The organism is Haliea alexandrii, from assembly GCF_003719295.1.
Lineage (GTDB): Bacteria > Pseudomonadota > Gammaproteobacteria > Pseudomonadales > Halieaceae > Haliea > Haliea alexandrii.
The window spans coordinates 1,723,938-1,741,116 of record NZ_RFLW01000001.1 but is presented as its reverse complement, the minus strand read 5'-3'; the positions used below and the strand labels follow the sequence as shown (position 1 = coordinate 1,741,116).

The window sequence follows — 17,179 nt, the reverse complement described above, 5'->3', positions numbered from 1 at the left end:
TGCGGGCGATTTTGCCATGTGTCGAGAGGACAATAACTTTTGAATGTCGGCCACGGCAGGCCTAGAATCCCGACTTTCCCGGTTTTTTTGGACGCCTACTGGGTATAATGGGCCATGCACGCGACCGACCACCACATCAACGGCATCCGCATCGTGCGCGAACTCTTGCCGGTGCTGGGCCTATCCGCTGCCGACAGTCTGTGGCAGGAGTTCCCACTGGATCTTGTTCGGGAAAACGCGGCCTTCAACATGCACCTGCAGCTCAAATTTTATCGCCGGCTGATACAGGTCATGGACGATCCGCTGCTGGGACTGAAGGTGTCTGCCCTCTTTCCCCCCCAGGCCTACGGCATGTTCGGATACGCCATGATGGCCGCGCCGGACATCCGGACCAGCCTGCGCATCGCCGACCGCTTTGATCGGCTCACCTACACGCTGCAGACCCTGCATTTCTTTGAAAAGAACGGTATCGGCATTCTGCAATTCACCGCCACAGGCCTCAACCTCGACCCTGCCCTGAAAGCCTTCTTTGCCGACCGCGATCTCGCTTCTTCCACCCTCGGTGCACGCAGCATAGCGCTGGCGCAATCGCCAGCCATTCTGAAAGTCACGCTTGAGCACGACGACAACGGCCACGCCGGGGCGTACGAGGCGTTTTTTTCCTGCCCTGTTGAGTTCAACGCTGCAAGCAACAGTGTTGCCTTTTCCGCGCAACAACTGGACCGCCCCAATCCTTACCGGAATACGGCGGCCTTCGAAGTCTGTGTCCGCGAGTGCGAGAGGCAGCTTGCGGAACTGGCCAACAGCCGGGACATTGTCGCCCGGGTGCGGAGCGAACTGTTCCAGCGCCCGGGTTACCTGCAGGATATCGAATCAATCGCCCGGCAGATGGGCGTATCGGCACGCACCCTGCGCCGACGCCTTGAGGAAACCGGCACAAGCTTCACCGGCTTGCAGCAGGATGTACGCTTTCAACAGGCGCGGGAACAACTGCGCAACAGGCAGATGTCCATCGCAGAGATTGCCGATATGCTCGGCTATTCAGAAGCCGGCAACTTCACCACCGCCTTCAAACGCTGGACCGGCGGCATACCCCCCCGCGCCTACCGAGGAAAACCCCCATGAAAGCCGTACGCTGCCACAATCACGAAATCCATGTCCACGATGTGCCTGCGCCGAGCGGCGAAGGTGTACGTGTCCGGGTCGCCTCGGCGGGCATCTGTGGCAGCGACTTGCACTTCTGGCAACAGGGCTTTCCCATTCCCTTCACCCTGGGCCACGAAATTGCCGGTATCACCGCGGACGGCACGCCGGTCGCCATTGAGCCGACTGTTTACTGCGGCCACTGCGAGCGCTGTGTGCGTGGCGACTACAACCTGTGCGTGCGTGGCAGCGAGGCCGTCATGGGCGTGGGTCGCGATGGCGGAATGACCGAAGAGTTGATTGTCCCCGAGAAATGCCTGGTGCGCCTTCCCGGCGGAATCCTCGCCGAGGACGCCTGCCTCGTCGAGCCGCTTTCTGTCGCGGTTCGCGGTATCGGCCTGGCGGGCATCAGTAGCAAACACAAAGTGGCGATCATTGGCGGCGGCACCATCGGCCAGTGCGCGGTAGCGATTGCCCGTCAGGCCACCGACAGGGTGCATTTGTTTGCTCGCCACGAAGCACAGATGCGCGCCGGCGAGATCCTCGGGGCGACGCTGGGTGGAGACACCGAAGACTACGACCTGGTCATCGACTGCGCCGGCACCGACAGCGCCATGGCTCAGGCGGCCAATCTCTGTCGTCCCGGCGCCACCATCCTGATGTTGGCAACCTACTGGGGCGGCCTGACCATGCCCGCCATGCAAATGATGATGAAGGAGTTGCGCACGGTGACCTCCATGGCGCAGGCCCGCCAGGGACTGGTACGCGATGTGGAGGTTGCGGCCGCCGCGCTGGCCCGCAACCCCATAATTGCACCCACGCTCATCACCCATCGCCTGCCGCTGGACGCTGCGTCAGAGGCCTTTGCCATTGCCGCAGACCGCAAGCAGGGCGCCATCAAGGTGGCCTTCATCCCCTGACTCGGCGCGACTCCGCGTGTCCCTGAATGCTCGGGGGCAGGGGTGACCCTTGGTCTGCTGGCCGGCAGCGCCTATACTCGAAACAGGCAAGCTCAAGCAGGACAGCCCATGGATACCCGCTACGATGTGATGTTTGCAGGAGAACTGCGCGAAGGCCAGGACGAGGCAACGGTGCGTCGTAACTTCGCGCGCCTGTTCAAGGCCGGCGATGCCACTCTGGACAAGCTCTTCAGCGGCAAGCCACAACTGCTCAAGCGCGATTGCGACGCCGCGGTGGCGCAAAAGTACCGTGAAGCCATGGAGAGTGCCGGTGGCAAGCCCCTTATCAGAGAGGTGCGCGCGACCGATCAGCCCGCGCCCTCGGGGCTCACCCTGGCTCCCGCAGGCAGTGATGTTCTGCGCCCCGAAGAGCGCAAGCCGGAAGCCACCGCGATACCCGCACCGGCACTGGACGTTGCCGCGGTTGGCAGCCGTCTTGCTGCACCGCGGGAGCCATCGCCACCCGCCCCGGACACCAGCCATATTACCCTCGGCAGCGTGGGTGAGCGCATCCCGAATCTGGAGCGCAGCACTGCGGTTGCACCCATGACCGACGCCGGCCTGACCCTGGCAGACCCGGGCAGTGACCTGCGCGATGGACAAGCAGAGTCCCCTGCCCCCCACGATGTCGACGTATCAGCCATGAGCCTGGCCCCACCCGGTGCCGACGTGCTGGAAGCGCAGTACCGTAAGCGCGACACAGCGCAGGCGCCGGACACCAGCGCTATCCGCCTGGCTGACCCACCGCCGGCAGAATAACCTCTACGCGCAGGCCCGGTTCATTGTCGTCGAGCAGAATACGACCGGCGTGATAATGCACGATTGCCTGCACCAGGCTGAGGCCCAGGCCGTGCCCCGGCTGTTCACCGCGGCTGGACTCAACGCGAAAAAAGCGCCGGAACACATTCTTTCTGTCCAGCGGGTCGATACCCGGGCCCGAGTCAGCCACCACAATCTCGTTGCCCTCGGGCTGACGCGATAAACCGACTTCGATGCGGCCACCATCCGGCGTGTATTTGATGGCGTTGTCCAGCAGATTGGCACTCATCTGGAACAACAAATCGGTGTCACCGGGGCAAGACAGGCCACTGGCCAGCGACAGCTGCAATGCTATATTGCGCTCGTTAGCCACCGGCTCATAAAGCTCAACCACATCGCCCAGCAAAGCGGAGAGATCAACTTCGGCGTGTACCGGCGGACGACTGCCGGACTCCAGCGCGGATATCCGCAACAGGGCATTGAAGGATGACAGCAGGCTGTCACAATCCTCAATAATGCGGTCCACCTCATCCTGCCCGGTCGGGTCCAACCGCTGCCGCAACTGGCTGAGCTGGTTGCGAATACGGGTCAGCGGTGTGCGCAAGTCATGGGCAATATTGTCCGACACCAGGCGCACGCCCTGCATCAGCGAACCGATCTGATCGAGCATCTGGTTCATTGCGCGGGCCAGCTCGCGCGGGTAGCCCTGCTTCCCGGCGACCGTCAAGCGCTGGGAAAAATTCCCGCGCACAATGCTCGAAAGCTCGCTATTGAGTCGTTCGAACCTGTGCAGGGTTGTCGCCGCACTGAAAAAACCGCCCACAATGCCGAGCAGCAAAGTCGCAATCATCGCCCGGAATAGCGTGTTGAACACCAAGCCCCCGCTGGCAATGGCGTCCGCGTAATTGCGCGCCACCAGCGCATTGATGCCGTCACCGAGTTGCGCGCGCCGGGCGAGAAAATCGACATCCACCGGCTCGCCCCAGTTCAGCAGGGCCAGCTGAAAACCCAGCCAGCCGCCGGAGAATTCACGGTAGCGCGGTGTCTGGGCCAGGTCGCCCGCGACCTTGTTGCCCTCGGCGTCCGCAATCAGATAATTGAAACGACCAATGGTGGGCAGGTTGCGCTGGTCCTGCAGGTACTGCTCGACACCCGCCAGCTCCTGCCCCGCATACACCACTTGGAGTGTTTCCAGTTCATCGAGGATGGAGGACCGCAGGTCGGTGAAGTAACCGTAACTGAAGTACCCATAGAGAACGGCCAGCAGCAGGAATACCGTGGCACTGAGCGCAGTCACATACTTGGCGATATAGCGAAAGGTGAGGCTCTTGACGACGTCGAGAAGTTGCATGGTCGCCTAGCTATCCCCGAGGCTATAACCCGCACCGCGCACGGTAGACAGCAACTGCGGCGTAAAATCCCGGTCGATTTTCTGGCGCAGTCGGGAGACGTGCACATCAATCACATTGGTTTGCGGGTCGAAATGATAGCCCCAGACATGCTCGAGCAACATGGCACGGGTAACCACCTGGCCTTCATGCCGCATCAAGTACTCCAACAGTTTATATTCCCGCGGCTGCAGGCTGATCAACTCGCCGTGGCGTCGTACCTCCTGCGTGAGCAGGTCCATCTCCAGATCCGCCACCTGCAGACGGGTCGGCACTTCCGTACCGACCTCACGTGCATGCCGGGCAAGGATTTCCAGCCGTGCCAGCAACTCGGCCATCGCAAACGGTTTGACCAGATAGTCATCGGCGCCGCAGTGCAGGCCCTGCACACGGTCATCAACGCTGCCCAGTGCACTCAGCAACAGCACGGGGGTGCGCTGCCCACCCTCGCGCAGGCTGCGCAGCAGCGCCAGGCCATCCAGGCGCGGCAGCATGCGATCGACCACCAGCACATCGTGCTGGCCACTGCGTGCGGCGGCAAGTCCCGACTCGCCATCAGCACAGTGGCTACACACATGCCCGGCCTCCTGCAGCTCCGACACAATGAACTCGGCAACGGCTCGGTCGTCCTCCACCAGCAGCACTTTCATCCGTCTATTCCCTGCGTGAATGATCGCGCAATGTAGCACTGCCCTGTGCGGCCGAACAATTTACAATGACGTAATACGCGGCCACGACGTTGACAGTGCTAGAATCGCGCCCGTCGCAACGACGCGCCCGCCCCCCTCTACAGGCACCAGGAGACCGCATGTCAGAATCCGATGCATCAGGCCCGCCATCACTGCTGCGCAGACTCGCGGCCCTGCTCTACGACACGCTGTTGGTCATACCGCTGATTGGTGTGACGGTAGCCATCGCAAGCGCAATCGAAATGTGGCTCCTCGGCATTCGCGAGGGCAGCGATTACTACCAGATGAATCCCCAGGTGGTGCAATTGCTGAGCATAGGCTGTGTGGCGGTGTTTTTCACCCTGTTCTGGCGCAAGGGCGGCCAGACTCTGGGCATGCAAGCCTGGCGCATAAAGCTCGTGGATGAAACGGGGGCTACGCCGGGCACTGGGCGCTGCCTGCTGCGCTGCGGCGCAGCCCTCCTCTCTTTACTGCCTGTAGGGCTGGGCTACTGGTGGTGCTTGATCGACAAACGCGGACTGTACTGGCACGACCACCTCAGTGGCAGCCACCTTCTACTGCTGCCCAAGCACGAGAAATAACAGCCGCCGAACGCCCCCCTCAGCGGGTGCGCAGCAGTAGCACCAGACCCACGCCAATACACAGCAACACCGGCGTCAACGCAGCATAGAGCGGCGGGAATCCGAATACCAGGCTGGCGGGCCCCAACAGGTCCTCACTGATCTGGAAGGCCACCCCCACCAGAACACCCGCAAAAATGCGCAAGCCCAGGGTACCGTCACGCAAAGGGCCAAAAATAAACGCTATCGCCACCAACACCAGGCCGGCTATCGATGCCGGCTGCAGCAGCTTGCGCCACATGGCGATCTCGAAATCGTCGGCATCCAGCCCCTGTTGCTGCAGATAGTGGCTATAGCGCTGCAGATCGATGAGGGGCAAGCGCTCGGGTGAGACCACTTCCATGGTCAACAACCGTGGTGTAATACCGGTATCCCAACGCAGTGTTTCGGCCCGCGTGCGGGTGGTTTCCCAGCTGCTGAAATCAGTTTTCACCACATCTTCCAGCACCCAGTGATCCCCCGCAAACCGGGCCCGCTGCGCGCCCAGCGATGCGATCATCCGGCGACGCTCGTCCAGCTGCACCAGCAGCACACCGCGCAGGGCCGTTTCACTTTCCACCGCGTTGAAATACAGGTAGGAATCGCCTTCGCGGTTCCAGATACCGTAGCGGCCGGCAAGGCCGCCGGGCGCGCTTTGTGCCAGCGCCCGGCGGTTCTCGGCCAGCTGTTCCGCCGGCGGGGCGACCACCTCCCCCAGCACAAAGCCGACCAGCGCCACCAGCAGGGCATATTTCATTACCACCACCACCAGGCGCGCGATGGACACACCCGCACCGCGCATAATGGTGAGCTCACTGGCCGTGGCCAGCTGGCCGAGGCCCACCAGGCTGCCAATCAACGCTGCCGATGGAATGAACTCGTACAGGCGGCCGGGCACGGTCAGTGCAATGTAGGTCGACATTTCCAGAAAGGTATAGCTTTCGCTGAGGCTACCCGACTCGTCGATAAACACGGAAACGACATCAATCCCCACGATGACCAGCAGCACCAGAAAGATGGACGCCAGCAATGTGCGCCCGATGTACCCGTCAAGCAGACGCATCGGCAACTCCCCTGGCCCTGCGGGCATACCAGCGTCGACGCAGCGTGTCGCCGTACAGCAACCCCAGCGCCAAGGTGCCGTAGAGCAGGTGCACCGCCCAGAAGACCAGCGGCCCCGCACCCTCTTCCATGGCGGAGCGCGCCTTGGTCAACAACACGAGGTAAATGAGGTACAGCGCGAACGCAGGCGCCATCTTGATGTAGCGACCACGCCGGTGATCCGTGCGGCTCAGCGACAGGGCAATCAGCGCCACGATGGGCACAGTGACTGGCAGCGACAGCCGCCAGTGCAGCGCAGCGCGCTCTTCGGGCAGCGTGGACTCCAGCAGCGCCCGGGTGGGCCGTGCATCAACGCGCGGCACGCTGCGAATACCGCCTTCCGGCTCTGGTATGCGCTCACCAAAGCGCTCGAACTCAACCACCTCATAATCCAGCTCGCCGGGCTGGCCGCTGTAGCGGTAGCCATCGCGCAGCTCCAGATAGCGCGCACCCGTCGTGCTATCAAGAACAATCTCGCCTTCGGAGGCAACGGTAATCGTCAGCCGGGTGCCGCCGCCGGGTGCGGCGGACTGCTGTGAAAGAAAGACCGAGTGCATGACGCCGCTATCCGGGTCGATGCGTTCGGCGTAGCTCACGACACCGTTGGACTTGCGATACTGGAACCGCCCTGCCGCCAGAGTCTGCAGCCCCTGCGAGGTTTCCGGGTCATCCAGCAGTGCCGAGGACCGCGCCGCACCCAACGGGGTGACCAGCAGGCTCAGCAGCGCCACCAGCGCCATCACCAGCAGCGCCGATGCCAGGGTATAACCGGCCAGCCGTGTGGGGCTTACCCCACAGGCCGACAGTACCACCATCTCGCTCTCGACGTAGAGCCGACCGTAGGCCATGAGAATGCCGAGGAACAGGCCCAGGGGAAGAATCAATTCCAGAAAACCGGGCAGGCGGAAAAACATGACAGGCAGCAGGATGTCACCCGCCAGGTTACCTACCGCGGCCTCCGCCAGGTACTTGACGAAGCGACCACTGAATATGATCACCAACAGGGTGAAACTCACCGCGACAGTGTGTTGCAGGACATCGCGCGTCAGATACGCCAGGATTTTCATGCAGGCCCAGGTTGCAGCGTGGCAAGCGCCCGTGTCGGACGACCGCCAGAGGTTCAGTTTCTTCGCCGTACATCATACACTAGCGGTCTTTTCCACGCCCACGAAAACTAGCAGGCACAGACCATGAGCACTCTTACCTTTACCGCCCGCGCCAGCGCGGACCCCAGCAAAACCAAAACCCGCTGCGCCATTGTTGCCGTGTTCGGTAGTGAGCTGTCCGCCACGGCTACCGCCCTGGATAACGCCGGCGCACTGAGCAACACCCTCAAGCTTGGCGATTTCCAGGGCAAGCCGGGGCAGACTCACCTGCTGCCCGGCATCGGCAATGCCGAACGCGTCATGCTGCTGGGTTGTGGTGATCGCGCCCGCTTCAGCCACGCCACCGCTCGCGAGGCGTTTCAGGGCCTGAGCGCCGCGTTGAACGCCAGTAACGTGACGGAGGCGCTGCTGCACACGGCTGACCTGTTGAGCGATGCGGTGGATGGCGCCTGGCTGCTGGAGCTGGTCGCGCGCACCCTCACCGTGAGCAGCTACCGCTATACCCGCACGGTTTCCAAGCCCAAAGATCCGCTCGCCTTGAAAAAGCTCGTGGTCAACCCCGGCAAGGGGCTGCCTGCAAAGCGCGCGCAAGCGGCGCTGGACAATGGCGCAGCGCTCGGCCGCGGCATCAACTACACCCGCGAACTGGGCAACTTGCCCGGCAATATCTGCACACCGTCGTATCTGGCCAGCGAGGCGCGCAAGCTGTCTCGCGGCAACAGCAAGGTCCGCACGCAGGTGCTGGAAGAAAAGAAAATGCGCGAGCTGGGTATGGGCTCACTGCTCTCGGTATCAGCGGGCAGCGACGAACCCGCCAAACTCATCGTCATAGAGTACCGCGGCGGAAAATCCGGTGCTGCACCGCAGGTTCTGGTGGGCAAGGGGATCACCTTCGACTCCGGCGGCATTTCCATCAAGCCCGGGGCCAAGATGGATGAAATGAAATACGACATGTGCGGCGCGGCCAGCGTGCTGGGTACACTGCAGGCCGTGATCGACATGGCACTGCCGCTGAACGTCACCGGCATCATTGCTGCGGCAGAAAACATGCCCAGCGGCCGCGCCACGAAACCCGGGGATGTGGTCAAGAGCATGTCCGGCACCACCATCGAAGTGCTCAACACAGACGCCGAGGGCCGCCTGGTGCTCTGCGATGCGCTGACCTTCGCCAGCCGTTTCAAGCCCGCCGCGGTGATTGACATCGCGACCCTCACCGGGGCCTGTGTGGTTGCCCTGGGCTCCCACGCCTCGGCCGTGTATGCCAACGACGATGCGCTGGCCGAGCAACTGCTGAGCGCCGGCACCGACAGCCACGACCGCGGCTGGCGCATGCCGCTGTGGGACGACTACCGCAAGCAGCTCAATAGCAACTTCGCGGACCTCGCCAATATCGGCGGCCCTGAAGGTGGGTCGGTCACCGCCGCCTGTTTCCTGGCGACCTTCGCCGAGAACTATCCCTGGGCGCACTTGGATATTGCCGGTTCCGCCTGGAACAGCTCGCCCAAGGGGGCCACCGGCCGGCCGGTGGCCATGCTCACTCGCTACCTGCAGGGGCGGGCCACGGACTGACATGACGCGGGTAGGCTTCTACGTGATCCAGCAGGCGGGCGAGGCACAGCGCCTGCAGGTGGCGGCGCGTTTGGCCGACAAGGCGTTTCAGCGCGGCCATCGCATCTATATCCATGCCCGGGATCAGGCGCAGGCGCACTCACTGGATACCCTGCTCTGGTCCTTTCGCCCGGGCAGCTTCCTGCCCCACGGCCTCGCAGGTGAACCCGGTTCAGACCTGGTCGCCATAGGCTGGGGGGAGGAACCTGCCGGGCATGACGACCTGCTGATCAACCTGCGACTGGAAGTGCCGGCGTTTTTCGGCCGTTTCCACCGTGTTGCCGAGGTGGTTACCCAGGATAAAGCCAGCCTTGCGGCACTCAGGGAATCCTGGCGCTTTTATCAGGCGCGAGGTTACCAGTTGGAAAAGCACGACCTCGGCGGCGTATAATCCCGCGCTTTTCGCACCCGGACAGCAACCGCGATGGACAAGACCTTTCAACCTGCCGCAATCGAAGCCCAGTGGTATGACCACTGGGAACAACAGGGGTACTTCAAGCCCCGCGGCGGCGAGCGCAGCTACAGCATCATGATCCCGCCGCCGAACGTGACCGGCAGCCTGCACATGGGCCACGGTTTCAACAACGCGATCATGGACTGCCTCATTCGCTACCACCGCATGTGCGGCGACAACACCCTGTGGCAGGTGGGCACCGACCATGCCGGCATCGCAACACAGATGGTTGTGGAGCGGAAACTGGCGGCGGAGGGCGCGTCCCGCCACGACCTGGGGCGGGAAGAGTTCCTGCGGCGCGTGTGGGACTGGAAGGCGGAATCCGGCGATAACATCACCCGCCAGATCCGGCGCCTTGGCTCCTCCGTCGATTGGAGCCGAGAGCGCTTCACCATGGACCCGGGGCTCTCCGCGGCGGTGGGTGAGGTGTTCGTACAGCTGTACGATCAGGGGCTCATCTACCGCGGGAAACGCCTGGTAAACTGGGATCCGGTATTCAACACCGCGATTTCCGACCTCGAGGTGTTGAACGAGGAGGAACAGGGCTCACTCTGGCATTTCCGCTATCCCATCGAAGGCGAATCCGGGCACCTCGTGGTAGCCACCACGCGCCCGGAGACCATTCTCGGCGACAGCGCCGTTGCGGTACACCCGGAGGATCCGCGCTACCAGCATCTGGTCGGCAAACAGGTACGCCTGCCACTCACCGGCCGCCTGATCCCCATTATTGCCGACGATTACGTGGACCCGGAATTCGGCTCCGGCTGTGTAAAAATAACCCCGGCACACGACTTCAACGACTACGAAGTCGGCAAGCGCCACAACCTGCCGCTGATCAATATACTCGACCGCAACGCGCATGTTCTCGGCGAATTCACCGTGCTCACCTTTGCCGGGTACGCTGCCCAGCATGGGGAGCAGGCACCCGCTGAGTATGCGGGTATGGAGCGCTTCGAAGCGCGCAAGGCCATTGTGGCCGCCTTCGAGACCCTGGGCCTGCTGGAGAAAATAGAACCCCACACCCTCAAGGTACCCCGCGGTGACCGTTCCGGCGCCGTGGTGGAACCCTGGCTCACGGACCAGTGGTACGTCAGTGTGGCGGACCTTGCCCAGCCCGCCATCGAAGCGGTCGAAGACGGGCGCATACAGTTTGTCCCCAAACAGTACGAGAACATGTACTTTGCCTGGATGCGCGACATCCAGGACTGGTGTATCAGCCGGCAGCTCTGGTGGGGACACCGCATCCCGGCCTGGTACGACACACAGGGCAAGGTCTACGTCGGGCGCGATGAGGCCGAGGTGCGGCAAAAGTATGCACTTGAGCCGGACGTCGCACTGCAACAGGACGAGGACGTGCTGGACACCTGGTTCAGTTCCGCTCTTTGGACCTTTTCGACCCTGGGCTGGCCAGAAGACACAGCAGACTTGCAGGCGTTCCATCCCAGCAGCGTGCTGGTGACCGGCTTCGACATCATCTTCTTCTGGGTGGCACGCATGATCATGCTCACCCTGCACTTCCTCAAGCACCCGGACGGCAGCCCCCAGGTACCGTTCAGCACCGTGTACGTCCATGGCCTGGTGCGCGACTCGCAGGGCCAGAAGATGTCCAAGTCCAAGGGCAATGTGCTGGACCCGATCGACCTCATCGACGGCATTGAACTCGAGCCACTGGTGGCAAAACGCACCCACGGCATGATGCAGCCGCAACTGGCAAGGAAGATCGAGCAGCAGACCCGCGCCGAATTCCCGGAGGGCCTCGCCGCTTACGGTACCGATGCGCTGCGCTTCACCTTCTGTTCGCTGGCGTCCACCGGTCGCGATATCAAGTTCGATATTGGACGCATCGAGGGCTACCGCAATTTCTGCAACAAGATCTGGAACGCCGCACGCTATGTGCTGATGAATTGTGAGGAGCACGACTGCGGCACTGACACGAGTCTGCCAGTGCAACTGAGCCTGGCCGATCGCTGGATTCTCTCACGCCTGCAGGGTACTGCCGATGCCGTGGCCGCCGCCATCAATCAGTACCGCTTCGACCTCGCCAGCCAGGCACTCTACGAATTTATCTGGAACGAGTATTGTGATTGGTATCTCGAACTGTCGAAACCCGTACTCTGGGACGAGCAAGCAGACCCTGCACTGCTGCGTGGAACGCGCCGCACGCTGATCACCGTCATGGAAACCTGGCTGCGACTGCTGCACCCCTTCATGCCGTTCATCACAGAAGAAATCTGGCAGCGCGCCGCGCCGCTGGCGGGGGTTTCCGGCCCCAGCATCATGCTGCAGCCCTGGCCAGAGAGCGACTCCGGTGCCGTGGACAGTGCCGCGAATGCAGATATAGAATGGTTGAAAGCGGTGATTGTCGGTATTCGCAACATACGTGGAGAAATGAATGTACCGCCAGGGCGGGGCCTGGACCTGCTGTGTCGAAACGGCAGTGAAACCGACCGCATGCGCCTGCATGACAACGCCAGCTTCCTGAAAAAGCTCGCGAAGCTGGATAGCATTGAATGGTTGGACGCCGGCAACCAGGCCCCCGTTGCCGCCACCGGCCTGGTGGGTGACCTGGAACTGCTGGTGCCATTGGCGGGGCTGATTGACCGCGATGCGGAACTGGCCCGGCTCGGCCGGGAAGTGGAGAAACTGGAGAAAGAGCGCGACCGCCTGCAGGGCAAACTCGGCAACAGCAACTTTGTTGACCGGGCACCGCAGGACGTTGTCGACAAGGAGCGGGACAAGCTGGCAGCGCTGGAGCAGGCGCTGCAAAAGCTGCGCGGTCAGGCAGACTATATCGCGCGCCTGTAAGGCTCAAGACTCGGTGCACATACTCAGAAGCCGACGCGAACGGCGCGTTGGCCACAATAAAAAGCAGCAGGGAATACCGAGGATAAGGGGTATGAATGAACGTGTAAGTGGCACGGTAAAGTGGTTCAATAACGCCAAGGGTTTTGGCTTTATCACCCGGGAGGAAGGCAGCGAAGACGTCTTCGTGCATTTCCGGTCGATCCAGGGTGACGGTTATCGCACCCTTAATGAAGGGCAGGCCGTTGAGTTCAGCCTGGTTGAAGGGCCCAAGGGCCTGCAGGCCGAGGACGTGCAAAAAACCTGAGTCGCGGTTCGCCGTGTCGCGCGACACGTCCCGATTCATCGAATACACCCGACCTTGCTTGCCCGCGGGCACGAACGCCGCGGGCCAGATAATATGTGCCTGGCTCTCCATCACAGGCATTCACCCCTACCGTTGACGAGGAACAACATGCGCTTCATGTCCCAACTGATTGTCACCCTGCTCTTTGCCCTGGCGCTGTCCGCGCTGGCGGGCTCACTTCTGGGCCTGCCCTTCCCTGACCTCACCTTGCTGCTGCTATTCGCTGTGGCAACCACCGGTTCCGCGCTGCTGGGTGCACTGTGGCCCGTATCGACCGCGCAACCCGCTCCCAGGCAGGAGAAAGGCAGCAAAAAGGCAGCGGCAAAACCGGCACGCAGCGCGAAGCCGGCACAAGCGGGTCGTGAACAGGGCACCGTCAAGTGGTTCAACAGCGCCAAGGGCTTCGGCTTTATCACCTGTGATGACGGTAGCGAGGTGTTTGTGCATTTCCGCGCCATTCGCGGCGAAGGCCGTCGCAGCTTGCGCGATGGGGAACGCGTTGCATTTCATACGGCGGCGAGCGACAAGGGCCCCCAGGCTGAGGACGTGGAACTGCTGGAACGGTCGCACTGAGGTGGCAAACAGCGGTGGTAAACCAACGCGCACCGAGCGCCGCTTTCGCGGCATGGTCATGCCTACGGCGGCACACCCGGCGATTCGCCGCGTGCGCCGTCAGGGTAAACTGCCGAGCATTCACGGCAACAAGCTGTGGAAATCCAGCTGTCTGCTGCTGGACTACCTGCACAAACATCCGCCTGCCCACACTGGACAAGTGCTCGATGTCGGCTGCGGCTGGGGCATCGCGGGGATCTGGTGTGCATCCAGACTGGGCAGCGAAGTGACCTCGCTGGACGCGGACCCGGATGTATTCCCGTACCTCGATGCCGTGGCGACACTCAACGGCGTCAGTACCCGTCCGCAGGTGAAGCGATTCGAACAGATCACGACCCGTGAACTGGCACGCTATGACATGCTGCTGGCGGCCGATGTATGCTTCTGGGATGAACTGGTGCGCCCGGTCACCAACCTGGTCAACCGGGCAGTAAAGGCCGGCGTGAAAACAATCATCATCGCGGACCCGGAGCGCTCCACCTTTCTCGACATGGCACAGAGCTGTGTTGACCGGCACTGCGCCGAACTCCTGCCTTGGCGCTGTCGCGGCAGCGTGGAAGCGCGCGGCGCGCTTATGGTGATCGAAAACGCCTGATGGCCTCCGGGTCCAGGTAGCGGTAGGTGCGCTCTACAGGGTCACTCGCAACGGGCTCACCCGCTTCCATACGCGGACGAAAACGTGTTCTCAGCAACTTGCGATACAGTCGCATGGCAAAGCCGCTGTCCGCCTCTTCCAGCGCTGCTGTTTCCACATCCTGCGCCACACCCCGATCGTTTATCCGATAGCGTGCCGCAACAAGCGCTCCACCTGCCCCCGGGTCGCGAGTGAAGGCACCGTTGTCGGGGAGCTCTACCGGCGCGCCGAACCACGCCTCGAGCGCAGACTGTTGCCCTGTGGTTTGCAGATGCAGCGCTACGGCGCGGTAATCCTCCAGCGCATCGCCCTGTGCACCGTTCCACTGGCGCCAGTCTGCAAGCGCCAGCCAGGCCCGGGCGCGGAGTGCCTCATCCTGCAGGTCCGGCGCCGCAATAAACGTAGCGAGGAGTTCGGTGCCCCGGCCCTCCGCCAAACGTTGTATCGCCGCCAGCCGTTGTTGATAAATATCCAACTCCTGCACCGGTTCCTGGCGAAAACCGAAAGTCGGTGCCGCCGTGCTGCGGACCGCCAATGTGTCGGGGCGGGCCCGGGCCTGAATCAGATAGAGGTTGCGCAACTGGCTGTCGACAAGGTACCAGCGCTCAGCAGCCGGCAGCGTATTGTCTACGGCCAGCAACAGTTGCTCGTTGCTCTCGAAGAGTTGCACCAGGCGCCGATCGTCGCTGCTGTCCAATTCCCGACGCAGGGCCTCGCGCTGCCAACGAAAGTATTCGGCCGCCCCGCGGGCATCCTGCACTGCACCGGCTCCGTGCAACAGGCGGTAGTAGTAATCATAACGGGCATCCAGCGCTCGCCAGTCCCCCAGGCTGCGGTGCGCGGCCAGCAATTCCTTGATCAACGGCAGCTGGTTCTCACTGTACAGTCCCTCGTTGACGCGCATTACATGCAGAGCGCGGTTGAAACTGCGCAGAGCGGCACCGGGATCACCGGCCTGCGACAGGCTGCGGCCCAGTTCGGCCAGAGGCTCAGCAAGCCCGGGCGCATACGGCCCCTGCACCGCTTCCAACTCCTGCAGGCGCTCCCGTTGCCGGGTCGTTAGCGCGGGATCGAGCGCCGCTGCCGGGTCGAGGCGAGCCGGCAGCGGGGCCTCATCCGGCCATGACTTGCCCGCGCGGATAAAGTCGTGCCCGTAACTGATGCCCGGCGCAGCCCAGGCTGCGGCCAGTGGAACTGCGCAGATCAACAGGCAACAAAGTACAGCCAGCCATTGCCCGCCCTGTACCGATTGTCCCTGCTTCATCGCCAACCCCTCCTCACCACCAGCCTCCGCCGGGTGCCGCTAGAGCAACCCCGGCATTAATGATATAACGGCGCACAGACAGACTCATCACTCTTCCTCCACTCAACCGGCGACCCGGAGTCACCTGCATGAAACAGCTCGGCATCCTGGACGCTGCCTTTATCAATCTGGAGCGCGGCAGTACGCCACAGCACATCGCCAGCCTGGGAATTTACGACCCGTCTACCGCCCCGGGTGGCAAAGTGCGCTTCAAACAGCTGATTGCAACGTTCGAGCGACGGCTGGATAACCAGCCCCTGTTTCGAACCCGGCTGGTACAGGTCCCCGGTGGTCTGGACCGCCCCTACTGGGTGAAAGACGAGCGCTTCGACGTGGAATTCCACCTGCGGCACATCGCCCTGCCCAGCCCGGGAGACTGGCGTCAGCTGTGCATTCAGGTCGCACGCCTGCATTCCCGCCCGCTGGACATGTCCAAACCCCTCTGGGAGGCCTATATCATCGAAGGCCTGGACCGTATTCAGGGCCTGCCTAAAGGCAGCTTCGCCATCATGGTCAAGATCCATCACTCACTGGTCGATGGCATGGGGGGCAACTCCATAGCCGCCCTGATCCACGACCTGGTGCCCGACCCCGCACCTGCCGACAGCGATCAGCCCCTGCCACGCCTGGTGGATATTACGCCCGGTATGGCGGAGTTGCTCTCGCGCGCTACCGTGAATGGTATCAAGAACGTGGCCGGCGTAATCAGCGGCGCCGCCGGCAACTCTCTGCGGCTGGCGCGCTATGCGGCGGGCGTGGCCACCGGCGACTATCCCGGTGTCGACATGCAGGCGCCGAAAACCCGCTTCAATCGCCCGGTAAGCCCGCATCGGGTATTCACGGCAGCCGAGTTCAGCTTGCAGGACTTCAAGGCCATCAAGGATGTTGCCGGTGTCAAGATCAACGATGTGGCACTGGCGGTTGTCGGCGGCGCCCTGCAGCGCTACCTCGATGACCTGGGAGAGGCACCGTCTGCGGCACTTGCGGCGGCGATTCCGGTCAACATGCGCGCGCGCCGGGAGTCCAGTGAAGACCATAACCAGGTCGGCTCGATTTTCACCTCCCTGCACACCGACATTGCCGACCCCGCCGCCCGTTTGCAGGCAATCCACCGCAGCTCACTTGATGCGCAGCGGGCCGGCGACGCAAGCCCGCTGGTCGACATGCTGAAGCTGGCCGGCGTATTCACGCCGGCAATCACGCGTCCGGTTGCGAATTTCTGGGCGCGCAACCACCTCTCCAACTACCTGCCGGTCAACATATCCACCGTGGTGTCCAATGTTGCCGGCCCGGACCAGCCGCTGTACTGTGCCGGCGCCCGCCTGATGGACTATTACGGCCTGGGCGTGCTGACGCCGGGCGTGGGGCTGTTCCACATGGTGTTCAGCTACTGCGGCAAGATAACCGTATCGGTACTCGCCGACCGCGCCATGCTGTCAGACCCGGCGCACTACAAGCGCTGCCTTGAGGCATCCTTGCAGGCACTGGCGGCTGCCGTGCTACCACGCACGCGGCGCAAGGCGGCGCCACGAAAAGCGCAAAAAAAACCCGCCAGACGGCGGGTTTGAAAGTGTCACTTACTGGACCTGGATGGGCGCTTCCACTACCGGGTAACGGAAACTCTCATGACATGGGAAAATTTTAGGTTCCAATCAAATATATATCCAATGTATTTT

General features: G+C 62.5%; 16 protein-coding genes. 11 read left to right on the top strand and 5 right to left on the bottom strand.

The genetic code is table 11. From position 1 onward, the window contains the following. The first annotated feature begins 114 nt into the window (after nt 1–114). From EGJ68_RS07845 to EGJ68_RS07835, 3 genes are all read left to right on the top strand, one after another. Nucleotides 115–1,125, top strand: coding sequence for an AraC family transcriptional regulator (locus EGJ68_RS07845; protein WP_123033874.1), 1,011 nt, complete (start codon nt 115–117; stop codon nt 1,123–1,125). Continuing rightward, on the top strand, nt 1,122–2,063 hold the full coding sequence (locus tag EGJ68_RS07840) for a zinc-dependent alcohol dehydrogenase (protein ID WP_123033873.1): 942 nt from the start codon (nt 1,122–1,124) through the stop codon (nt 2,061–2,063). Before EGJ68_RS07845 ends, EGJ68_RS07840 begins: the two co-directional genes overlap by 4 nt. Nucleotides 2,064–2,171: 108 nt before the next feature. Continuing rightward, nucleotides 2,172–2,861, top strand: a complete 690-nt coding sequence (locus EGJ68_RS07835) for a hypothetical protein (protein WP_123033872.1) — start codon at nt 2,172–2,174, stop codon at nt 2,859–2,861. Here EGJ68_RS07835 and EGJ68_RS07830 read toward each other — a convergent pair. Then, nucleotides 2,827–4,212, bottom strand: coding sequence for a sensor histidine kinase (locus tag EGJ68_RS07830; protein WP_123033871.1), 1,386 nt, complete (start codon nt 4,210–4,212; stop codon nt 2,827–2,829). The two genes, EGJ68_RS07835 and EGJ68_RS07830, sit on opposite strands and share 35 nt — an antisense overlap. A 6-nt stretch (nt 4,213–4,218) precedes the next feature. Beyond that, nucleotides 4,219–4,899 carry a response regulator transcription factor gene (locus EGJ68_RS07825; RefSeq protein WP_027948502.1) on the bottom strand — a complete coding sequence of 227 codons (681 nt, stop codon included), beginning with the start codon at nt 4,897–4,899 and terminating at the stop codon, nt 4,219–4,221. 158 nt (nt 4,900–5,057) lie between these two features. On the opposite strand from EGJ68_RS07825, the gene EGJ68_RS07820 reads away from it, so the two are divergent. Beyond that, the gene (locus tag EGJ68_RS07820; RefSeq protein WP_123033870.1) at nt 5,058–5,519 is read left to right on the top strand and encodes an RDD family protein; all 462 of its coding nucleotides are present in this window, start codon (nt 5,058–5,060) and stop codon (nt 5,517–5,519) included. Between the two features lie 19 nt (nt 5,520–5,538). On the opposite strand, the gene lptG is transcribed toward EGJ68_RS07820, so the two are convergent. Together lptG and lptF are read right to left on the bottom strand one after the other, a co-directional pair. Continuing rightward, on the bottom strand, nt 5,539–6,600 hold the full coding sequence (gene lptG / locus EGJ68_RS07815) for an LPS export ABC transporter permease LptG (protein WP_123033869.1): 1,062 nt from the start codon (nt 6,598–6,600) through the stop codon (nt 5,539–5,541). Beyond that, nucleotides 6,587–7,705, bottom strand: coding sequence for an LPS export ABC transporter permease LptF (lptF, locus tag EGJ68_RS07810; protein ID WP_123033868.1), 1,119 nt, complete (start codon nt 7,703–7,705; stop codon nt 6,587–6,589). The genes lptG and lptF overlap by 14 nt, the downstream gene beginning before the upstream one ends. A gap of 123 nt (nt 7,706–7,828) precedes the next feature. Here lptF and EGJ68_RS07805 point away from each other — a divergent pair, with 123 nt between their 5' ends. From EGJ68_RS07805 to EGJ68_RS07780, 6 genes are all read left to right on the top strand, one after another. Further along, nucleotides 7,829–9,313, top strand: coding sequence for a leucyl aminopeptidase (locus EGJ68_RS07805; RefSeq protein ID WP_123033867.1), 1,485 nt, complete (start codon nt 7,829–7,831; stop codon nt 9,311–9,313). A gap of 1 nt (nt 9,314) precedes the next feature. Next, nucleotides 9,315–9,743: a DNA polymerase III subunit chi gene (locus tag EGJ68_RS07800; RefSeq protein WP_123033866.1), complete on the top strand. Its 429-nt coding sequence runs from the start codon at nt 9,315–9,317 to the stop codon at nt 9,741–9,743. A gap of 33 nt (nt 9,744–9,776) precedes the next feature. Then, on the top strand, nt 9,777–12,611 hold the full coding sequence (locus EGJ68_RS07795; protein WP_123033865.1) for a valine--tRNA ligase: 2,835 nt from the start codon (nt 9,777–9,779) through the stop codon (nt 12,609–12,611). Nucleotides 12,612–12,702: 91 nt separating this feature from the next. Next, complete coding sequence (locus EGJ68_RS07790) at nt 12,703–12,915, top strand: cold-shock protein (protein WP_027948509.1); 213 nt, start codon at nt 12,703–12,705, stop codon at nt 12,913–12,915. A 156-nt stretch (nt 12,916–13,071) separates the two neighbouring features. Then, complete coding sequence (locus EGJ68_RS18545; RefSeq protein WP_158283560.1) at nt 13,072–13,527, top strand: cold shock domain-containing protein; 456 nt, start codon at nt 13,072–13,074, stop codon at nt 13,525–13,527. 1 nt (nt 13,528) lies between these two features. Then, entirely contained in the window at nt 13,529–14,161 is a 633-nt protein-coding gene (locus EGJ68_RS07780; RefSeq protein ID WP_233248714.1) for a class I SAM-dependent methyltransferase, read from the top strand. Here EGJ68_RS07780 and EGJ68_RS07775 read toward each other — a convergent pair. Then, nucleotides 14,139–15,464 carry a hypothetical protein gene (locus EGJ68_RS07775; RefSeq protein WP_123033863.1) on the bottom strand — a complete coding sequence of 442 codons (1,326 nt, stop codon included), beginning with the start codon at nt 15,462–15,464 and terminating at the stop codon, nt 14,139–14,141. The two genes, EGJ68_RS07780 and EGJ68_RS07775, sit on opposite strands and share 23 nt — an antisense overlap. Before the next feature lie 128 nt (nt 15,465–15,592). On the opposite strand from EGJ68_RS07775, the gene EGJ68_RS07770 reads away from it, so the two are divergent. Continuing rightward, a complete protein-coding gene (locus EGJ68_RS07770; protein ID WP_123033862.1) occupies nt 15,593–17,071 on the top strand; it encodes a WS/DGAT/MGAT family O-acyltransferase in 1,479 nt (492 codons plus the stop codon). The last annotated feature ends 108 nt before the right edge of the window (nt 17,072–17,179 follow it).

Excerpts from the sequence above, each read along its gene's own strand:
- EGJ68_RS07790 (WP_027948509.1), top strand. The coding sequence starts at position 12,703 with ATGAATGAACGTGTAAGTGGCACGGTAAAGTGGTTCAATAACGCCAAG.
- EGJ68_RS07830 (WP_123033871.1), bottom strand. The coding sequence starts at position 4,212 with ATGCAACTTCTCGACGTCGTCAAGAGCCTCACCTTTCGCTATATCGCC.
- EGJ68_RS07845 (WP_123033874.1), top strand. The coding sequence starts at position 115 with ATGCACGCGACCGACCACCACATCAACGGCATCCGCATCGTGCGCGAA.
- EGJ68_RS18545 (WP_158283560.1), top strand. The coding sequence starts at position 13,072 with ATGTCCCAACTGATTGTCACCCTGCTCTTTGCCCTGGCGCTGTCCGCG.
- EGJ68_RS07800 (WP_123033866.1), top strand. The coding sequence starts at position 9,315 with ATGACGCGGGTAGGCTTCTACGTGATCCAGCAGGCGGGCGAGGCACAG.
- EGJ68_RS07770 (WP_123033862.1), top strand. The coding sequence starts at position 15,593 with ATGAAACAGCTCGGCATCCTGGACGCTGCCTTTATCAATCTGGAGCGC.
- EGJ68_RS07775 (WP_123033863.1), bottom strand. The coding sequence starts at position 15,464 with ATGAAGCAGGGACAATCGGTACAGGGCGGGCAATGGCTGGCTGTACTT.
- EGJ68_RS07840 (WP_123033873.1), top strand. The coding sequence starts at position 1,122 with ATGAAAGCCGTACGCTGCCACAATCACGAAATCCATGTCCACGATGTG.
- EGJ68_RS07825 (WP_027948502.1), bottom strand. The coding sequence starts at position 4,899 with ATGAAAGTGCTGCTGGTGGAGGACGACCGAGCCGTTGCCGAGTTCATT.
- EGJ68_RS07835 (WP_123033872.1), top strand. The coding sequence starts at position 2,172 with ATGGATACCCGCTACGATGTGATGTTTGCAGGAGAACTGCGCGAAGGC.
- lptG (WP_123033869.1), bottom strand. The coding sequence starts at position 6,600 with ATGCGTCTGCTTGACGGGTACATCGGGCGCACATTGCTGGCGTCCATC.
- EGJ68_RS07820 (WP_123033870.1), top strand. The coding sequence starts at position 5,058 with ATGTCAGAATCCGATGCATCAGGCCCGCCATCACTGCTGCGCAGACTC.
- lptF (WP_123033868.1), bottom strand. The coding sequence starts at position 7,705 with ATGAAAATCCTGGCGTATCTGACGCGCGATGTCCTGCAACACACTGTC.
- EGJ68_RS07805 (WP_123033867.1), top strand. The coding sequence starts at position 7,829 with ATGAGCACTCTTACCTTTACCGCCCGCGCCAGCGCGGACCCCAGCAAA.
- EGJ68_RS07795 (WP_123033865.1), top strand. The coding sequence starts at position 9,777 with ATGGACAAGACCTTTCAACCTGCCGCAATCGAAGCCCAGTGGTATGAC.